This window comes from Kitasatospora sp. NPDC049258 (genome assembly GCF_040678895.1).
In the GTDB taxonomy this organism is placed as follows: domain Bacteria; phylum Actinomycetota; class Actinomycetes; order Streptomycetales; family Streptomycetaceae; genus Kitasatospora.
In genome coordinates, this window is record NZ_JBFAQT010000016.1 from 51,206 (window position 1) to 68,924 (window position 17,719).

The 17,719-nt window shown below is 75.7% G+C and carries 15 protein-coding genes; 8 read left to right on the plus strand and 7 right to left on the minus strand.

The annotated features are described in order from the left end of the window. Positions 1-73 precede the first annotated feature (73 nt). Both AB0K43_RS16275 and AB0K43_RS16280 read right to left on the minus strand, forming a co-directional pair. Positions 74-877, minus strand: coding sequence for a sugar phosphate isomerase/epimerase (locus AB0K43_RS16275; RefSeq protein ID WP_363640266.1), 804 nt, complete (start codon positions 875-877; stop codon positions 74-76). A 412-nt stretch (positions 878-1,289) separates the two neighbouring features. Beyond that, positions 1,290-2,246: a Ppx/GppA phosphatase family protein gene (locus AB0K43_RS16280; RefSeq protein ID WP_363640087.1), complete on the minus strand. Its 957-nt coding sequence runs from the start codon at positions 2,244-2,246 to the stop codon at positions 1,290-1,292. Positions 2,247-2,398: 152 nt separating this feature from the next. Here AB0K43_RS16280 and AB0K43_RS16285 point away from each other — a divergent pair, with 152 nt between their 5' ends. Then, entirely contained in the window at positions 2,399-3,154 is a 756-nt protein-coding gene (locus AB0K43_RS16285; protein ID WP_363640089.1) for an alpha/beta hydrolase, read from the plus strand. A gap of 54 nt (positions 3,155-3,208) precedes the next feature. On the opposite strand, the gene AB0K43_RS16290 is transcribed toward AB0K43_RS16285, so the two are convergent. Genes AB0K43_RS16290 through AB0K43_RS16300 form a run of 3 tightly spaced genes read right to left on the minus strand, consistent with a single transcriptional unit; the run spans position 3,209 to position 7,987 of the window. Further along, on the minus strand, positions 3,209-4,504 hold the full coding sequence (locus AB0K43_RS16290; RefSeq protein WP_363640091.1) for an SUKH-4 family immunity protein: 1,296 nt from the start codon (positions 4,502-4,504) through the stop codon (positions 3,209-3,211). Further along, positions 4,501-7,590, minus strand: a complete 3,090-nt coding sequence (locus tag AB0K43_RS16295) for a toxin glutamine deamidase domain-containing protein (RefSeq protein WP_363640093.1) — start codon at positions 7,588-7,590, stop codon at positions 4,501-4,503. The genes AB0K43_RS16290 and AB0K43_RS16295 overlap by 4 nt, the downstream gene beginning before the upstream one ends. Positions 7,591-7,642: 52 nt before the next feature. Beyond that, complete coding sequence (locus AB0K43_RS16300; RefSeq protein ID WP_363640095.1) at positions 7,643-7,987, minus strand: hypothetical protein; 345 nt, start codon at positions 7,985-7,987, stop codon at positions 7,643-7,645. Positions 7,988-8,219: 232 nt separating this feature from the next. On the opposite strand from AB0K43_RS16300, the gene AB0K43_RS16305 reads away from it, so the two are divergent. Continuing rightward, positions 8,220-9,113 carry a hypothetical protein gene (locus AB0K43_RS16305; RefSeq protein ID WP_363640097.1) on the plus strand — a complete coding sequence of 298 codons (894 nt, stop codon included), beginning with the start codon at positions 8,220-8,222 and terminating at the stop codon, positions 9,111-9,113. A gap of 135 nt (positions 9,114-9,248) precedes the next feature. Here AB0K43_RS16305 and AB0K43_RS16310 read toward each other — a convergent pair whose 3' ends face one another. Both AB0K43_RS16310 and AB0K43_RS16315 read right to left on the minus strand, forming a co-directional pair. Continuing rightward, complete coding sequence (locus tag AB0K43_RS16310; protein WP_363640099.1) at positions 9,249-10,412, minus strand: NADH-quinone oxidoreductase subunit D; 1,164 nt, start codon at positions 10,410-10,412, stop codon at positions 9,249-9,251. Beyond that, on the minus strand, positions 10,409-11,413 hold the full coding sequence (locus AB0K43_RS16315; protein WP_363640101.1) for an SAM-dependent methyltransferase: 1,005 nt from the start codon (positions 11,411-11,413) through the stop codon (positions 10,409-10,411). The genes AB0K43_RS16310 and AB0K43_RS16315 overlap by 4 nt, the downstream gene beginning before the upstream one ends. Positions 11,414-11,518: 105 nt before the next feature. On the opposite strand from AB0K43_RS16315, the gene AB0K43_RS16320 reads away from it, so the two are divergent. The 6 genes from AB0K43_RS16320 (at position 11,519) to AB0K43_RS16345 (ending at position 17,670) form a co-directional block, all read left to right on the plus strand. Continuing rightward, positions 11,519-12,724, plus strand: coding sequence for a sensor histidine kinase (locus AB0K43_RS16320; protein ID WP_363640103.1), 1,206 nt, complete (start codon positions 11,519-11,521; stop codon positions 12,722-12,724). Positions 12,725-12,736: 12 nt separating this feature from the next. Then, complete coding sequence (locus AB0K43_RS16325; protein WP_363640105.1) at positions 12,737-13,426, plus strand: response regulator transcription factor; 690 nt, start codon at positions 12,737-12,739, stop codon at positions 13,424-13,426. 126 nt (positions 13,427-13,552) lie between these two features. Further along, on the plus strand, positions 13,553-14,485 hold the full coding sequence (locus tag AB0K43_RS16330; protein WP_363640107.1) for a DUF2520 domain-containing protein: 933 nt from the start codon (positions 13,553-13,555) through the stop codon (positions 14,483-14,485). Next, entirely contained in the window at positions 14,485-15,387 is a 903-nt protein-coding gene (gene panC / locus AB0K43_RS16335; RefSeq protein ID WP_363640109.1) for a pantoate--beta-alanine ligase, read from the plus strand. The genes AB0K43_RS16330 and panC overlap by 1 nt, the downstream gene beginning before the upstream one ends. Positions 15,388-15,518: 131 nt before the next feature. After that, positions 15,519-15,995: an aspartate 1-decarboxylase gene (gene panD, locus AB0K43_RS16340; RefSeq protein WP_363640111.1), complete on the plus strand. Its 477-nt coding sequence runs from the start codon at positions 15,519-15,521 to the stop codon at positions 15,993-15,995. A 16-nt stretch (positions 15,996-16,011) separates the two neighbouring features. Continuing rightward, on the plus strand, positions 16,012-17,670 hold the full coding sequence (locus AB0K43_RS16345; RefSeq protein ID WP_363640113.1) for an L-aspartate oxidase: 1,659 nt from the start codon (positions 16,012-16,014) through the stop codon (positions 17,668-17,670). Positions 17,671-17,719 lie beyond the last annotated feature (49 nt).

Here is a 17,719-nt window from a genome sequence, read left to right on the forward strand (position 1 = left end):
TTCGTATCCGGACAGCCTACGTGGCGGCCCGCGGCGGCGGGGCGGGAGCGGCGGGCCCGGCCCGGTACGGCGGTCAGCGCAGGCGGGCCGGAGTGGCCAGGTGGAGGCGGGTGAAGGCGAGCGCCTCCGCGAGGTCGGCCTCGCGCTCCGCCGGGGAGGCGGAGCGGCGGGTGTTGACCTCCAGCACCACATGCCCGTCGAAGCCGGTACGGGCGAGCTGCTCCAGCAGGGCGGCGCAGGGCTGCTTGCCGCGGCCGGGGATGAGGTGCTCGTCCTTGCCGGAGCCGGCGCCGTCGGCGAGGTGGACGTGGGCCAGCCGGTCGCCCATCCGGGCGGACATCTCCAGGGCGTCGATCCGGGAGGTGGCCGCGTGCGAGAGGTCGATGGTGAAGTGCCGGTACTCCTCCTCGGTGACGTCCCAGCCCGGGGCGTAGGCGAGCATCTCGCGGTCCCGGTAGCGCCACGGGTACATGTTCTCCACCGCGAACCGGACGTGGGTCTCGCCCGCCATCCGGTCGATGCCCTCGACGAACTCCCGGGCGTACTGCCGCTGCCAGCGGAACGGCGGGTGCACCACCACGGTGTCGGCGCCCAGCTTCTCGGCGGCGGCCCTGGCCCGTACCAGCTTCGTCCACGGGTCCGAGGTCCAGACCCGCTGGGTGATCAGCAGGCAGGGCGCGTGCACCGCCAGGATCGGCATCCGGTGGGCGTCGGAGAGGCGGCGCAGGGCCTCGATGTCCTGGCTGATCGGGTCGTTCCAGACCATCACCTCGACGCCGTCGTAGCCGAGCTTGGCGGCCAGCTCGAAGGCGGTGGCGGTGTTGGCCGGGTAGACCGAGGCGGTGGAGAGCGCGACCTTGGTGTCCGGGATGTGCAGGCCGGGGTGCGGGGGGAGCACCAGCCGGTCGGTGGTGCGCAGCAGCGGGGCGCGGCGGGCGGCCTTGGCGGCGCGGGCGGTCTTCACGGCCTTGGCCGCCTTGGCCACCTGTGCGGTCTTGGCGGCCTTGACGGCCTTCGCCGCCCGGGCGGCCTTGGCACCGCGGCTCTCCCTGGGCCCCTCGCCCTGCTCCGCCCGTTCGGCCGCCTCCGCTGCGGCCCGGGCGGCCCTGCGCTCGGCCGCCGGTTCGGCGGTGGCCCTCGCGCGGCGCGGCCGGCCCGCCCCCGGCTGCCGCTTCCCGGCAGCGCGATCCGGCCGGGCCCCGTCCTGGTCCGCTGGTTCCGCCACGGGCAACAGCGTAAGCGGCCACGCGGCCGAATGGGACGTGCCGGACGTCACGGGGCCGTCGCCGTCAGGCGGTCAGCGCGGGCGGCCGGGTGGCGGCGAGGTCGAGCGTGTCCAGGCGGCGCAGGATGATGCCCTCCCGAAGGGCCCAGGGACAGATGTCCAGCTGTTCCAGGCCGAACAGGTCCATCGCCGCGTCCGCCACCAGGGCGCCGGCCAGCAACTGTCTTGCCCTGCCCTCGGAGACGCCGGGGATCTGGGCCCGCTCGGCGACCGTCATGGTGCTCAGCCGGGGCAGCCAGGCGGACAGCCCGGCCCGGGTGAGCCGGCGGGGCACCCGGGCACCGGCGTCGGCCGGGGCGGCGCCGGTCATCCGGGCGAGTTGCTTGAAGGTCTTGGAGGTGGCGACGGCGTGGTCGGGCGCGCCGATCCGGGCGAACTCGCCCACCACCCGGGCGATCTCGGTGCGGATGTGGCGGCGCAGCTCCCGCAGGTCGTCCGGGTCGGCGACGTCGCCGGGCAGCCGGGCGGTCAGCCGGCCGGCGCCGAGCGGCAGCGAGCAGGCCACGTCGGGCTGCTCGTCGATGCCGCAGGCCATCTCCAGCGAGCCACCGCCGATGTCCAGGTTGAGCAGCCGGCCGGAGGACCAGCCGAACCAGCGGCGGACGGCCAGGAAGGTCAGCCGGGCCTCGTCCTGCCCGGACAGCACTTGGAGGGCCACCCCGGTCTCGTCGGCGATCCGGGCGAGCACCGCCTCGCCGTTGACCGCCTCGCGGACGGCCGAGGTGGCGAAGGGCAGCAGGTCCACCACGCCCTTGTCCTCGGCCACCCGGATCGAGGAGGCGACCATGGCGGTCAGGCGCTCGACGCCCTCCGCGCCGATCGCCCCGTCCGCGTCCAGCAGCTCGGCCAGCCGCAGCTCGGCCTTGTGCGAGTACGCGGGCAGCGGGGCAGCACCGGGGTGGGCGTCCACCACGAGGAAGTGGACGGTGTTGGAACCTACGTCGAGCACACCGAGTCGCATAACGCTCCACGCTACGCGATCCGACCCGTTCACCTGCCCGATTGTGCGGTCCCGGGGGCCGGGCCGGGGCCGACCGCGATGGTTGACCGGCAGCCGATCGGGGATGAATTCCCATCGGACGGGGACCTCATCTCGGCTCGGAGGACGACCATATGACGATCAGTCACCGACTCATCGGCACCGGCGAGCACCGGGTGGTGGTGCTGCACGACTGGTTCGGCACCACCCGGAACTGGGGGCCGGTCCTGGACTACCTGGACGGCGAGGAGTTCAGCTACGCGTTGCTCGACTACCGCGGCTACGGGGACCGGGCGCAGGTGCCCGGCGAGTACACCCTCGCGGAGATCGCCCAGGACGTCCTGGACCTCGCCGACCAGCTCGGGTGGGGCCGGTTCTCGCTGGTCGGGCACTCGATGGGGGCCAAGGCCGCCCAGCGGGTGCTGGTCGAGGCGCCGCACCGGGTCCACCGGCTCGCCGGGATCACCCCGGTGCCGGCCTCCGCGTACCCGCTGGACGCCGAGGCGCACGCGCTGTTCCACGGCGCGGCCGAGCGCCCGGCCAACCGGCGCGCCATCCTCGACCTGGTCACCGGGCAGCGGGCGAACGGCGCCTGGCTGGACCTGATGACCGCCCGCTCGGTCGCCGACTCCCGCCCGGAGGCCTTCCGGAGCTACCTGAACGACTGGACCACCCAGGACTTCGCCGCCAAGATCGCCGGCAGCCGGCTGCCGGTGCGGGTCTTCATCGGCGAGCACGACCTGGCCCTCACCGAGCCGGTGATGCGGGCCACCTGGCTGACCCACTACCCCGAGGCGACCCTGGAGATCCTCGCCAACTCCGGCCACTACCCGATGCACGAGCTTCCGGTCGCCTTCACCACCGCGCTGGAGGACTTCCTGCGGGGCTGACGCCGATCCGGCCCGGGCACCGCCCCGGGGCCGACTGCCCCGGGGCCGGCCGGGTCAGAGCTGGCCGTGCCAGAGCTGCTCGACGACGACGGCCCACCAGTTCTCCGGGTCGTCGAAGACCGTGCGGTCCAGGGTGGCCAGCGCCCACTGGAACTCGGCGACGGCCGGGCCGGCGGTCTGCGGGTCGAGGCCGCGCAGCCGGGGCAGCCGGTCGGCGAGCAGGGCCAGGCAGCGGGTGAAGGCGGTCAGATCCGCGTTGCAGTAGCGGGCGCCGGCGTGGTCGGGGTCGATCGCGCGGACCCGGCCCCGGGCGGTGTCGACGGTGAGCAGCGACCAGCCGTCCGTGCCGAGCAGCACCTGGCCGAGCAGGGCCTGCCGGGCGGCCGCGGTGGCCCCCTCGCCCCGGCCGGCGGCGGCCAGGTGGGCGGTCAGCTCGGGCAGCACGGGGGCGGTCGGGGCGCCGTCCAGGACGCCGTCCGGCTCGGGGTGGTGGAGGGTGAAGAAGCCCTCGACCACCCGGGGCAGGCCGACCTCGCGCAGCGGGCGGGCCACCGCCTCCGGCAGGTCGGCGGCGAGCACCGCCTCGGGGTCGAAGCGGCGCACGCCGTCCGGGCCGAACAGGGCGGCCAGCCGGGCCGCCAGGTCCGGCGCGGACTCCGGCTGGGCGGGCGGGACGGCGACCGGGAAGGGCACCCGGTTCAGCCTGGCCTCCCCCGGCCGGGCCCGGCCCGCCGAGACCTGGCGGGCGCCCTCGGCACGGTGGTCGAACCAGGGCCCGTTGGCGTGGTCGTACCCGATCGGGGTGTCCGGCAGCACGGCCCGCAGGACGTACGCCCAGTAGCCGCCCGGGAGCATGCCGGGCCGCAGGTCGGCGTGGAGCGAGACCAGGTCGGCCGGCTGCACGCCCTGCTGCCTCAGCTGCTGCCAACCGCGCAGCAGCGGGTGCGGCAGCCCGTGGGCGGAGTCCACCACCAGGGTCCGCGGCTCGCCCTCGGCGTCGCGGTGGACCAGGGTGGCCCGCACCCCGGGGCCGGTGCACGGCGGCAGCGCGGGGTCGTAGCTGCCCGCGCCCAGCTTGTCCCGGTAGCGCCGGACCACCGCCGGCACGGGCACGGACGGCCACACGGTCAGCTCGCCGGTGACCCGGTCGACCACCGCGCAGGCGGCGCCGATCTCCTCGGGGGCGCGGCGGGCACCGGTGAGCGGATCCACCTGGACCGGCGACGGCTCCGGCCAGACCACCCAGCCGAGCTCGAACTCGTGCGAGCGCACGGCCCGGGCGGCCTCCTGCGGGAGCTCGCCGTTGATCCAGCGGTGGGCCGTGTCGACGGCCTGCTCACGGGTGATCATCGGCGGGTGCTCCTCGGGCCTGCGGCGGGGCTGTGGTGGGCGGTGAGCCGCGAGCGCGGCGGGGCGGGCTGCTCCGGCGCGGCGGACTGCGGCGGGGCGGCGGGCTGCGGGACGCCGGGCTGCGGGACGGCGGACTGCGGGGCGGCGGACTGCGGGACGGGCACGGTGGCCGCGGCCGGGGCGTCGGCCAGGTCGATCGGCCGGCAGTCCGCGTCCAGGGCGATCGCCCACAGGCCGTGCTCGACCGGGTGCAGCGGCTGCGCCGAGCGGCGGGCCTCCTGGTGGTCGAGGTAGTGCACCGCGCTGCCGTCGCTGACCGCGTTCCAGGTGTGCGAGCGGCCGAACCCGTCCAGGGTCAGCAGCACCGCCTGGGCGCCGGGGCCGGAGCGCAGCAGGCTCCCGGCCAGCCTGGCCAGGGCGTGGGGCCCGTCGCCGAGGTCGTGGAAGCGGGTGCCGAGCTCGCGCTCCGCGCGGTCCCGGCCACCGCGCTCGCCGGCCGGCCCGTCCGGCAGCCGGGGCGCGGCGCAGGAGGCGTGGCCGAGGTAGGTGTCGACCGCCGAGAGCGCCACGTCCACGCAGTTGTTGGCCCGGCCCGGCTCGCGCGGGCCGCCGCCGTTCAGCGCCTCGGTCCAGTCGTCGCGCAGGTCGAGCGAGCCGCCCTCGGGCACGGCGGTGCGCCGGAGCACCTCGGCCTGGTGCGCCGGGTCGACCGGGCCGAGCCCGCCGGAGAGTCCGTACGGACGGCTGTCCGCGATGGTCCGCACCTGGGCCGGGCGGGCCTGCGGGCCCTCCGGTGCCGGGCGCCCGGCGTACCGGGCGAGCAGGTAGACGGCGCCCACCCCCGGGGCCAGGGCGACCACCGGTGCGCCGGCCGCCGGCGCGGGCTCCGGGTTCTCGGTACGCCTGCGGAGCTCGTACCCGCCCTCGGGGCCGATCCGCACCGGCGCCGAGCCGCCGACCGGGCCGGTCACCCCGGCGCCGGAGGCCGAGCCGCTGCCGAGCGCCGCACCGGGGAGCGGGGCGCCCATGGCCGACCTCGCCCCGGCGCCGCCCGGCACCGGTCCGCCGCCGACCACGGCGGCGGCCGCACCGGGCTGGCCCGCGGCGCCCGTGGCACCGGGCTGGCCCGCCACCGGCGCACCCGCGCCGGCCGCACCCGCGCCGGCCCCGCCGGGCACCGCCCCGCCACCACCGACCACACCGCCCACACCGCCCACGGGCGCGCCGGTGGCTCCACCCACCGGACCGACGCCCACCGGACCGGCGCCCACCGGGGCCGGGGCCCCGGTGCCCAGCACCGGCGCGGACCCGGCGGATCCGCCACCGACCGGGCCGAGCTGGAACCCGCCGCCGGACGGGGCGCCGCCGCCCGCGGGCGAGCCACCGCCGCCGGCCACCGGGGGCTCGGCGGAGCGGTAGCCGCCCCCGCCGGAGACCGGGCCCGGCCCGTCGCCACCGGCCGAGGCCGTGACCACCTGCGGGTCGAGGACGACCGAGTCGGTGTGCACCGACGGCGCCGCGTGGTGCACCGGCGCCACCGGGGGCAGGTCGTAGCCGTCGGGCTGGGTGAGGGGCGCACTGTACGTCTGATGGCGCGGAGCGCCGCCGCCCGCGGCCCGCAGGGTCACCGGCTCCTCGTCGCGAGAAGGTCCGGCGCCGTCCGTCCCGAACCCGCCGGCGGCCGCGGTGACCGCCACCGGCCCGGTGCCGGACAGCGGGTCGGCGTCCACCGTCAGCAGCGGCCTGCCGCCATGCTCTGGCGTGAGGCCCTGGTCGTCCACGGTGAGCAGCGGCCGGCCGTCCTTGCCGGTCCGGCCGCCGGGGCCGGCATCCGGGTCGTCCGGGTCGCCGAGACCGTCGAGGCCCTCGTGCGCGCCGTCGTGCGGGCCGCCGGGCCGGTCCTGGCCGAGCGCCACCGGGCCGCCGTCGCGGCCGGTCAGCAGCCGGCCGTCGCGGTCGGTGGCCAGCGCGTCGACCGGCTTGCCGTCCGGGCCGGTGACCACGGGCTTGCCGTCGGCGTCCAGCACGGGCTTGCCGTCCGCGCCCACGGCCAGGCTCAGACCGCCGGCACCGAGCCGGCCGTCGGCGGCCACGGTGAGCGGGTGGCCCTCGGAGTCGGTCAGCGGCCGGCCGTCCGCCCCGGTGGCCACGCCGGTGACCGGCGTGCCCTGGGCGTCCAGCAGCACCGGATTGCCGTCCTCGCCGAGCACCGGACGGCCCTGCTCGTCCACTGCCACCGACAGGCCCTGGACGCCGGTGACCGGCTTGCCCTCGGCGTCCAGCAGCACCGGATTGCCGGCCTTGTCGGTGAGCACCCGGCCGTCGGGGCCGACCGCCGCGGAGAGCGCGCGCACCCCGGCCACCGCCGCCGCACCACCGGCCGCACCACCCACGGCGCCGCTGAACTGCCCCGAGTCACGGGCCGCGCTCTTCGCCCGGAGTTCCCCGTGCAGGCCGCGGCCGTCCGCCTGGGCGATCCGCTCCAGCGCGACGACGGCGGGCTCCCGCAGCGCGGCCCGCAGGCCGTCGCGCATCTGCCGGCCGAGGTCCTCCAGCAGCCCGGCGATCCGCAGCGCGGCACCCTCCACGGCCGCCTCCTCGCCGGCCTCGGCGATCGCGCCCCGGACAGCGCCGACCACCTTGCCGACCATCCCGCCCAGACCCGGTCCGGCCTGGGCGACCTCCTCGGCGGCCTTCGCCTCGGTGGCGTCGGCCTGCTCGATCTGCTCGGCCAGCTCGGTGAGCACGGAGATCAGTTCGGCCTTGCAGTGTTCGGCCGCGCCGGCCGCCCGGTCGAGCGCGCCGGCCAGTGCCTCGGCGGCGGCGTGCGCATCGTCCAGGTGGCCCCGGCCACCGCCGCTGAAGCCGCGCCAGTGCTCGGCGAAGGCGTCCACCGCCCGGCCCTCGTTCTCCCCGGTGACCCGGTGCGCGGAGTCGGCGCCGCGGCGCGAGAGCCGCTCGGACTCGGCGCCGAACTCCCGCCACAGGCCCGCCGCGCGGCGCAGCCCGTCCTCGTCGGTCTCGGGCCACTGGTGCCCGGTCCTCGCCAGCGCCGGGGCGAGTTCCTCCGGCAGCTTCCTGGACACGCGGGTCCCCCTCTGCGGTCGTGTCTCTACGGGTCTTCGGTGGCTGGGCTGTTCAGGCTCGGACCGCTCCCGGGCCCGCCGCGGTTCCCGGGCCGGTGAAGTCCGCACGCACGTCGGCCTCGTTGCCCTCCGCGTTCTCGGCCATGGTGTGCAGCCCGCCGCCGATCCGGCCGAGCCGGTCCGCGAGGCCCTGCAGCCCGGCCAGCACACCCTCGCGCGCCTCGCCGTACGCGGTGCCGAAGCCGCTGCCGGGCTCGTCCTGGCCCCACGGGGTGCCCAGGCCCGCCAACGCGCTCTCCAGCTCCGCCGCGGCCTGTCCGAACTCCTGCGAGATCGCCTCGAACTCGCGTCCCTCGCCGTGGACTTCCCACGGCTTGATCAGCACCCTGTCCGCCATTCGACCCTCCCCCGTCCCCGTCGGCCCGGCCCCCGCCGGCGCCCCCTGCGCCGTACCCCGGCGGCCGCCATCCTAGGCCCCGGATCAGGGACGGCCGCAGGGCCGCCGCTCCGTTTTCACAGCCGCTTCACGACCACGCGCCGGCCGGAGTGCCGGACCGGGCACCGGAAAACCGACCGGCCGCGGCCCTGGACCGGCCGGTCGGCGCTGTTCGAGGGCCTACCCTTGCGGGGTGGCAGCAGAGACCGTGAAGAGCGCGAAGACCGACAAGAAGGCGAAGAAGGCCAAGGAGAAGGACAAGGCCAAGGCCGTGGCCGGCCCCGTCCTGGTCGACCTGGCCCCGCCGACGGTCCGGCCCGAGGTTCCGCTCGACTTCGCCCGCGCCTGGGTGGAGTTCGCCGACCCCGCCGACGAGGAGCAGGTCTTCCGCTGCGACCTCACCTGGCTGACCTCGCGCTGGGGCTGCATCTTCGGCAAGGGCTGCCACGGCATCCGGCCCGGCCGCGGGGCCTCCGACGGCTGCTGCACGCTCGGCGCGCACTACTCGGACGAGGACGACGAGCAGCGGGTGATCGGCCACGCCGCCCGGCTGTCCCCCGAGACCTGGGAGAACTTCGACCGGGGCACCGACGCCAAGGGCCGGCTCAAGGTCGACGGCGGCATCACCATGTTCGACGAGGACGGTGACCGGCAGACCAGCCGGGTCAACGGCGCCTGCATCTTCCTCAACAGCCCCGGTTTCGCGGGCGGCGCCGGCTGCGCCCTGCACACGCTGGCCCTCAAGGAGGGCAAGGAGCCGCTGGAGACCAAGCCGGACGTCTGCTGGCAGCTGCCGGTCCGCCGCACCTACGACTGGATCGACCGCCCGGACGACACCCGCTACCTCCAGGTCACCATCAGCGAGTACGACCGCCGCGGCTGGGGCCCGGGCGGCCACGACCTGCACTGGTGGTGCACCGGCAGCCCCGAGGCGCACAACGCCCCCGACCCGGTGTACGTCAGCTACCGCCCCGAGCTCACCGAACTGATGGGGCCGGCCGGCTACGCCGTACTGGCCGGGCTCTGCGAGCAGCGGATCGCCTCCGGCGGCGCCCGCAGCTTCGCTCCGCACCCGGCCGACGAGTAACCCCTCCCGGGGGGCACGTCGAGGGGCTCCGGGGCCTTCCGCTCAGCCCGGCAGCGCAGCGCCGTACCTGCCGCCTCGCGCAGTTCTCCCCCAGCGCCCCTCTTCGCCGCCCACGGGCGTGCGGGTGGGGCCGGGTTACTTGTCGATGTCGCCGACGACGAAGAACATCGAGCCCAGGATGGCCACCATGTCGGCCACCAGGGTGCCCGGCAGCAGTTCGGTCAGGGCCTGGATGTTGTTGTAGGAGGCGGAGCGCAGCTTCAGCCGCCAGGGGGTCTTGTCGCCGCGGGAGACCAGGTAGTAGCCGTTGATGCCGAGCGGGTTCTCGGTCCACGCGTAGGTCTCGCCCTCGGGGGCCTTGAGGACCTTGGGCAGCCGCAGGTTGACCGGCCCCGGCGGGAGCCCGCCGAGGCGGTCCAGGCAGGCGTCCGCGAGGTCGAGCGAGTTGGCGGTCTGCTCCAGCAGGCACTCGAACCGGGCCAGGCAGTCGCCCTCCTCCCGGGTGACCACGGTGAGCACGTCCTGCAGCTGGCCGTAGGCCAGGTAGGGCTCGTCCCGGCGCAGGTCGAAGTCGACGCCGCTGCCCCGGGCGATCGGGCCGCTGACCCCGTACGCGTGCACGTGCTCGGCGGAGAGCACGCCGACGCCGGCGGTGCGGCCGCGGAAGATCTCGTTGCCCAGCACCAGGTCCTCGAAGACCGGCAGCTGCGAGCGGACGGTGGCGACGGCGGCCCGGACCCGGCCGAGCCAGCCGGCCGGGATGTCCTCCTTGAGGCCGCCGACCCGGTTGAACATGTAGTGCATCCGGCCGCCGGAGGCCTCCTCCAGCACGTGCTGGAGTTCCTCGCGGCCGTGGAAGGCGTGGAAGACCGGGGTGATCCCGCCCAGCTCCAGGGGGTACGAGCCGAGGAACATCAGGTGGTTGAGCACCCGGTTGAGCTCGGCCAGCATGGTGCGGATCCAGACCGCGCGCTCGGGCACCTCCATGCCGAGCATCCGCTCGACGGCGAGCACCACACCCAGCTCGTTGGCGAAGGCGGAGAGCCAGTCGTGCCGGTTGGCCAGCATGATGATCTGCCGGTAGTCCCGGGCCTCGAAGAGCTTCTCCGCGCCGCGGTGCATGTACCCGATCACCGGCTCGGCGGCGACGATCCGCTCGCCGTCCAGGACCAGCTTCAGCCGCAGGACACCGTGCGTGGACGGGTGCTGCGGGCCGATGTTGAGCACCATGTCGCTGGTGCCCAGCTCGCTGGTGAGCGTCTCTGCGCCTGCGCCGATGCCGACCGTGGTCTCCCTCATGGGGTCAGAGTCTGCCATCCCGGCAGCCCCGCCAGGCTCTGCGGTACCGGCATCCGGACGGCCTGGGCCAGCCAGCCGAAGCCGCCCAGACCGGCGGGGTCGGTCAGTTCGGCGGCCTCGCCCGCGCCGGACAGGGCGCGCAGGTACCCGGCCGGATCGCTGGAGGCCAGTGCGAGCGGGGGGCGCGCGCCGTGCACGCCGAGCGCGTGCAGCGCTTCCCGTTGGGTTGTCCACAGGCTGTGGACACCCGGGACGGTCGCCGAGTCCAGCGCGACGTGCGCGGTGACGTCGCAGCTGCCGTCCGGCACGGGGCGCACCTCACGGCCGGCCCGGAAACCCGCCAGGGTGCCGAACGGCGGCCGGTCCCGGCGACGGTGCGCGTAGTCGACGGCGACCGCCAGCCCGCTGTCCAGCGCACCCACCGCCCCGGCCCAGGCGGCGTCCCGCGGCCCGCCGAGTTCCACCCGGTCGCCGTCCGGCCACCAGCGGGCGGCCCACCGGGCGTCCTCCTCGTCCAGCTCCGCGCCGAGCCGCTCCTCGCCCGCCGGCGAGACCTCGACGTAGCGCAGCACCCCGGCCTCGTCCCGCTCGGCGACGTCCAGCGGCACGTTGTCCAGCCACTCGTTGGCGAACAGCAGCCCGCGCACGCCCGCGGGCACCCGGTCCGTCCACACCACCGCGTCCGGCAGCCCCGCCGGCCGGGCGGCCAGCTCCACCGCGTACGGGCGCAGCCGGGGCGCCAGCTCGGGGCCGGCCGCGGCCAGTACCGCGGCGGTCAGCTCACCGCGCCCGGCGCCGACGTCGACGAAGGCCAGCTGCTCGGGGTGGCCGAGCGCCAGGTCCACCCCCGACAGCAGCCGGAGCACCGCCAGGGCGTACCGGGGCGATGCGTGCACGGAGGTCCTGAAGTGGGCCGCCGGGCCCTCCGGCCTGCGGTAGAAGCCGCCGTCCGCCCCGTACAGGGCCTGTTCCATGGCGGGCCGCCACCGCATCCACTCCATGGCGGCGACGTTATCGAAGTCGGGGGGCGTCTCCACCCTGCGGAGTAGGGCGGATCGCCCTCCCGGCGGACCTGGAGCGGCTCGGCGACTCCCTAGGCTGGAGTCGTGCATCGACTCAACGCCTGGTTCCGCAGACACCCGATGGTGGTGGACTCCGCCTGGGCGCTGCTGCTGCTCTTCTTCGGGGTGCTGGCCGCGGTCGAGCAGGACGACCAGTGGCAGGTCCTGGGCGGGCTCACGGTCGCTGTGGCGATCCCGGTCCTGATGGTCTTCCGGCGGCGCTACCCGGACACCGTCTCGGCCTTCGCCGTGCTGCTCGGGCTGGCGCAGATCGCGCTCAATGTGAGCCCGAACCTGTCCAGCATCGGCTACCTGGTCTTCGCCTACACCGGCGCCGCGTTCGGCGCGCCCTGGACCTCCCGGCTGGTGCTGGGCGCCGGGGTGCTGGCCGGCCCGATGACGGTGTGGCGGTTCCAGTCCGGCCCGGAGCACAACGACCCGGCGCTCGGCTTCCTGCAGCTGGCCTTCCTGTCCGCGCTGATGACCAGCCCGTTCATCCTGTGCTGGGCCTGGGGCCGGCTGACCAGGGTGCGCCGGGCGTACCTGATCGAGCTGGAGGACCGGGCCGCCCGGCTGGAGCGCGAGCGCGACGCCCAGGCCAAGGTGGCGGTCGCCGCGGAGCGCGCCCGGATCGCCCGTGAGCTGCACGACGTGGTCGCGCACAACGTCTCGGTGATGATCGTTCAGGCCGACGGCGCTGCCTACGTGCTGGACAACTCCCCGCAGCAGGCCAAGGAGGCGCTGGGCGCGATCGCCGCCACCGGCCGCCAGGCGCTGGTCGAGATGCGCCGCCTGCTGGGCGTGCTGCGGACGGCCGCCACCGCCGAGGACTACGTGCCGCAGCCCGGTGTGGAGGAGCTGCCCGAGCTGCTGGAGCAGGTCCGGGTGGCCGGGCTGCCGGTGGACTTCGCCACCTCCGGCGATCCCCGGGAGCTGCCGCGCGGGCTGGAGCTGACGGTCTACCGGATCGTCCAGGAGGCGCTCACCAACGTCCGCAAGCACGGCGGGCCGGGGGCCCGGGCCAGGGTGGCGGTCGACTTCCGCGACCAGGACCTGGAGGTGCTGGTCGAGGACGACGGCCGCGGCTCCACCGCGGAGCAGCTGGTCGACGGTGGTACGGACGGCCTCGGGCATGGTCTGATCGGCATGCGCGAGCGGGTCGGCATGGTCAGCGGCAGCCTCGACATCGGCCCCCGGCCCGGCGGCGGTTTCCGGATCCGCGCGGTGCTCCCCCTCAGGACAGCGAAGTAGAAGGAGTCTCACGTGACGATCCGGGTGATGCTGGTCGACGATCAGGAGCTGCTGCGCACGGGCTTCCGGATGGTCCTCCAGTCGCAGGGTGACATCGAGATCGCCGCCGAGGCGGGCGACGGGGCGCAGGCCCTCGAAGTGCTGCGGACGGCCGAGGTCGACGTGATCCTGATGGACGTCCGGATGCCCCGGCTGGACGGCGTCCAGGCCACCCGCCGGATCTGCCTCGGCGAGGACGGCGCGCCCATTCCGGGCGCCCCGCACGTGCTCATCCTGACCACCTTCGACCTGGACGAGTACGCCTTCGCCGCGCTCAAGGCCGGGGCCAGCGGCTTCCTGCTCAAGGACGTGCCGCCGACCGAGCTGGTGGCCGCCATCCGCTCGGTGCACGCCGGCGACGCGGTGGTCGCCCCGACCACCACCCGCCGCATGATCGACCGCTTCGCCGAGGTGCTCCCGACCTCCTCCGCCACCCCCGGCCCGACCACCCTCGGCCCGCTCACCGAGCGCGAGCGCGAGGTCTTCCTGCTGGTCGCCCAGGGCCTGTCGAACGGCGAGATCGCCGCCCGTCTGGTGCTCTCCGAAGCCACCGTCAAGACCCATGTCGGCCGGATCCTCGCCAAGCTCGGCCTGCGCGACCGCGTCCAGGCCGTGGTGCTGGCCTACGAGGCCGGTCTCATCCGGGCGGGCGCGGGAGACTGAGCGCAGCCGCGCGGCCCGGGGAACCGGTCGCAGCCGCGCGGGCGGGTGCCGGGGCGGCCGTAGAATGACGCGGTACGTCCGGTACCTGCAGAGGACCGGAACGGAAGTGAGGACGAAGGCCGAGCCGTGAGCACGTCCGACCGCACAGACTTCGACTTCGGCGATCCTTCGGATCCGGGCAACCGGCCGGCCCGGCTGGCCGTGGGGGTGGTCGGGACGGGCCGGGTCGGCCCCGCGCTCGGCGCCGCCCTCCAACTGGCCGGCCACCGGGTGGTGGCCGCCTCGGGGGTGTCGGCGGTCTCCCGGCGCCGGGCCGAGGCACTGCTGCCGGGCGTCCGGCTGGTCTCCCCGCCGCAGGTGCTGGCCGCCGCCGACCTGGTGCTGCTGACGGTGCCGGACGACGCGCTGGCCGACCTGGTGGCCGGGCTGGCCTCGACCGGCGCGGTCCGGCCGGGGCAGTTGCTCGCGCACACCTCGGGCGCGCACGGCGTCGCCGTACTGGAACCCGCCGCGCGGGCCGGTGCGCTGCCGCTGGCACTGCACCCGGCGATGACCTTCACCGGCACCTCGGTGGACGTGGCCCGGCTGGCCGGCTGCCCGTTCGGGGTGACGGCGCCCGAGGAGCTGCGGCCGGTGGCCGAGGCCCTGGTGGTGGAGATGGGCGGCGAGCCGGAGTGGGTGCCGGAGGACGTCCGGGTGCTCTACCACACGGCGCTGGCGCACGGGGCGAACCACCTGGTCACCCTGGTCGCGCAGGCGATGGAACTGCTGCGAACGGCCGGGGTGGCCGAGCCGGGGCAGCTGCTGGGCCCGCTGCTCGGCGCGGCCCTGGACAACACCCTGCGCGCCGGCGACGCCGCGCTGACCGGCCCGGTCGCCCGCGGTGACGTGGGCACGGTGCGCAGGCACCTGGACCGGCTCGCTACGGTTGCCCCGGACATCGGGCAGGCCTACCGCGCGATGGCCCGGGCCACCGCGCAGCGGGCGGTCCGGGGTGGATCGCTCGGAGCAGAGCCGGCGGCGGCCCTGCTGGACGTACTGAACGAGGAGAAGCACTGATGGCGGGCAAGAACCAGCGCGGCGGCAAGCCGGCGCCCAAGGCGCACAAGGCCGAGCTCACCCACACCGTGGCCGACTTCGAGGCGGCGTTCTGGCCGGACGAGCAGCCGGTGGACAACGCGGTGGTGATGACCATGGGCGCGCTGCACGAGGGTCACGCCGCGCTGATCCGGGCCGCCCGCAAGCAGGTCGGCCGGGACGGCCGGCTGGCCGTGACGGTGTTCGTCAACCCGCTCCAGTTCGGCGCCGGCGAGGACCTGGAGCGCTACCCGCGTGCCCTGGCCGCCGACCTGCGGCTGGCCGAGGAGGCGGGGGCGGACGTGGTGTTCGCGCCGACCACCGAGGAGATGTATCCGAACGGCGAGCCGCTGGTGCGCCTGGGCGCGGGCCCGATGGGCGCGCAGTTCGAGGGCGCCGCCCGTCCGGGCCACTTCGACGGCATGCTCACCGTGGTCGCCAAGCTGCTCCACATCACCGACCCGGACTTCGCCTTCTTCGGCGAGAAGGACGCCCAGCAGCTGGCGATCGTCCAGCGGATGGTGGCCGACCTGGACTTCGACGTGGAGATCGTCGGCGTGCCGACCGTCCGCGAGGAGGGCGGGCTGGCGCTGTCCTCGCGCAACCGCTTCCTCTCCGAGCAGGAGCGCGAGCAGGCGCTGGCGCTGTCCCGCGCGCTGTTCGCCGGCCGGGACGCAGGGGCGCAGGGGCCGAAGGCCGTCCGCGAGGCCGCCGCCGCCGTCCTGGCGGACGCCGACGGCGTCCTTCCCGACTACCTCGCCCTGATCGACCCGGACACCTTCACCGAGGCGCCGGACGACTTCCAGGGCGAGGCGGTGCTGGCCGTGGCCGCGAAGGTGGGCTCCACCCGCCTGATCGACAACGTCCGCATCATCGTCCGCTAGCCCGGACCGAACCCGAGCGGCACCGACCCGAGCGGCACCCACCCGAGCGGCACCGACCCGAGCAGTACCCACCCAGCAGCACCCACCCAAGCCGAAGTTAGGCATGCACTCAGCACAGGAGGCGTGACCAGATGCTCCGCACCATGCTCAAGTCCAAGATCCACCGGGCCACCGTGACCCAGGCCGACCTGCACTACGTCGGCTCGGTCACGGTGGACGAGGACCTGCTCGACGCGGCCGACCTGCTGCCCGGCGAGCTGGTCCACATCGTCGACATAGACAACGGCGCCCGGCTGGAGACCTACACCATCGCCGGGCCCCGCGGTACCGGCGTGATCGGCATCAACGGCGCCGCCGCCCGCCTGGTCCACCCCGGTGACCTGGTGATCCTGATCGCCTACGGGCAGATGGAGACCGCCGAGGCGAAGGCGTACCTGCCGAAGGTGGTCTTCGTGGACGGCGACAACCGGATCACCTCGATCGGCCCGGACGCCGCCGACGCCCCCGAGGGCAGCGGCCTGGTCCGCGGCGACCTGGGGGCACCCGCGCCGAGGGCGGCGGGAGCGTACCGTGATGCCGACGGCGCGGCCCCGACCGCCGCGCACTGAAGGAGCAACTGAAGCCATGTCGTCGTACCGCCTGACCGCTCCCGCCCCCGGCTGGACCACGACCACCGACGTCGTCGTGGTCGGCTCCGGGGTGGCCGGCCTCACCGTCGCGCTCAACGCCCGCAAGGCCGGCCTGCGGGCCATCGTGGTCACCAAGGCGATGCTGGACGACGGCTCCACCCGCTGGGCCCAGGGCGGCATCGCCGCCGCCCTGGGGCCCGGCGACACCCCGGAGCAGCACCTGGCCGACACCCTGGTCGCGGGCGCCGGGCTGTGCGACGAGGAGGCCGTGCGCACCCTGGTCACCGAGGGCCCGGACGCGGTGCGGCACCTGATCGCGACCGGCGCCGCCTTCGACCAGGACGCCGACGGCGAGATCCTGCTGACCCGCGAGGGCGGCCACCACCGCCGCCGGATCGCGCACGCGGGCGGCGACGCCACCGGTGCGGAGATATCGCGGGCGCTGGTGGAGGCGGTGCGCTCCGACCCGGGGATCGAGCTGATCGAGCACGCGCTGGTGCTCGACCTGCTCACCGACGCCGAGGGCCACACCGCCGGCCTGACCCTGCACGTGATGGGCGAGGGCCAGCGGGACGGCGTCGGCGCGATCCGCTCCCGCGCCGTGGTGCTGGCCACCGGTGGCATGGGCCAGGTCTTCTCCGCCACCACCAACCCGGCCGTCTCCACCGGCGACGGTGTGGCACTGGCGCTGCGCGCCGGAGCCGAGGTGACGGACCTGGAGTTCGTCCAGTTCCACCCCACCGTGCTGTGGCTGGGCCCGGACGCCGAGGGCCAGCAGCCGCTGGTCTCGGAGGCCGTCCGCGGCGAGGGCGCCTACCTGGTGGACGCCGACGGCGTGCGCTTCATGGTCGGGCAGCACGAGCTGAACGAGCTGGCGCCCCGGGACATCGTCGCCAAGGCGATCACCCGGCGGATGGAGCTCACCGGCGCCGAGCACATGTACCTGGACGGCCGGCACTTCGGCGCCGAGATGTGGGCCGAGCGCTTCCCGACCATCCTGGCCTCCTGCCGCTCGCACGGCATCGACCCGGTCACCGAGCTGATCCCGGTCGCGCCCGCCGCGCACTACGCCTCCGGCGGCGTGCGCACCGACCTGACCGGCCGCACCACCGTGCCGGGCCTGTACGCCTGTGGCGAGGTGGCCTGCACCGGGGTGCACGGCGCCAACCGGCTGGCCTCCAACTCGCTGCTGGAGGGGCTGGTGTTCGCCGAGCGGATCGCCGCCGACCTGGCCGCCCGGCACCGGGCCGGCGAGCTGCCCGAGCGCACCGTGGACGTGGCCGGCGCCCGCGCCGCCCACCCGGTGCCGCTGCTCGCCCCCGAGGCCCGGGCCGACATCCAGCGGCTGATGACGCGCGGCGCCGGCGTGCTGCGCTCGGCCGACTCGATGGCCGCCACCGCCGCCGGGCTGGCGCTGCTGGCCGAGGCCGCCCACGCGCACACCGCCGAGCAGAAGCCGGCCGACCCCCGGGTGGAGACCTGGGAGGCCACCAACCTGCACCTGGTCGCCACCGCGCTGGTGGCCGCCGCCACGCTGCGCGCGGAGACCCGGGGCTGCCACTGGCGGGAGGACTTCCCGGAGCGCGACGACGAGCACTGGCAGCGCCACCTGGCCACCACGCTGGCCGCGGACGGCGCCCCGGTGGCCCGGTGAGCACCCCGGCCGGCTGACCGGTGACCCGCCCGCACCCCGTACCTCCCCC

Bases quoted from the DNA above. Each gene is read 5' to 3' on its own strand.
- panC (WP_363640109.1), top strand. From the start codon at position 14,485: ATGGCGGGCAAGAACCAGCGCGGCGGCAAGCCGGCGCCCAAGGCGCAC.
- AB0K43_RS16345 (WP_363640113.1), top strand. From the start codon at position 16,012: ATGTCGTCGTACCGCCTGACCGCTCCCGCCCCCGGCTGGACCACGACC.
- AB0K43_RS16290 (WP_363640091.1), bottom strand. From the start codon at position 4,504: ATGATCACCCGTGAGCAGGCCGTCGACACGGCCCACCGCTGGATCAAC.
- AB0K43_RS16315 (WP_363640101.1), bottom strand. From the start codon at position 11,413: ATGGAGTGGATGCGGTGGCGGCCCGCCATGGAACAGGCCCTGTACGGG.
- panD (WP_363640111.1), top strand. From the start codon at position 15,519: ATGCTCCGCACCATGCTCAAGTCCAAGATCCACCGGGCCACCGTGACC.
- AB0K43_RS16285 (WP_363640089.1), top strand. From the start codon at position 2,399: ATGACGATCAGTCACCGACTCATCGGCACCGGCGAGCACCGGGTGGTG.
- AB0K43_RS16310 (WP_363640099.1), bottom strand. From the start codon at position 10,412: ATGAGGGAGACCACGGTCGGCATCGGCGCAGGCGCAGAGACGCTCACC.
- AB0K43_RS16300 (WP_363640095.1), bottom strand. From the start codon at position 7,987: ATGGCGGACAGGGTGCTGATCAAGCCGTGGGAAGTCCACGGCGAGGGA.
- AB0K43_RS16280 (WP_363640087.1), bottom strand. From the start codon at position 2,246: ATGCGACTCGGTGTGCTCGACGTAGGTTCCAACACCGTCCACTTCCTC.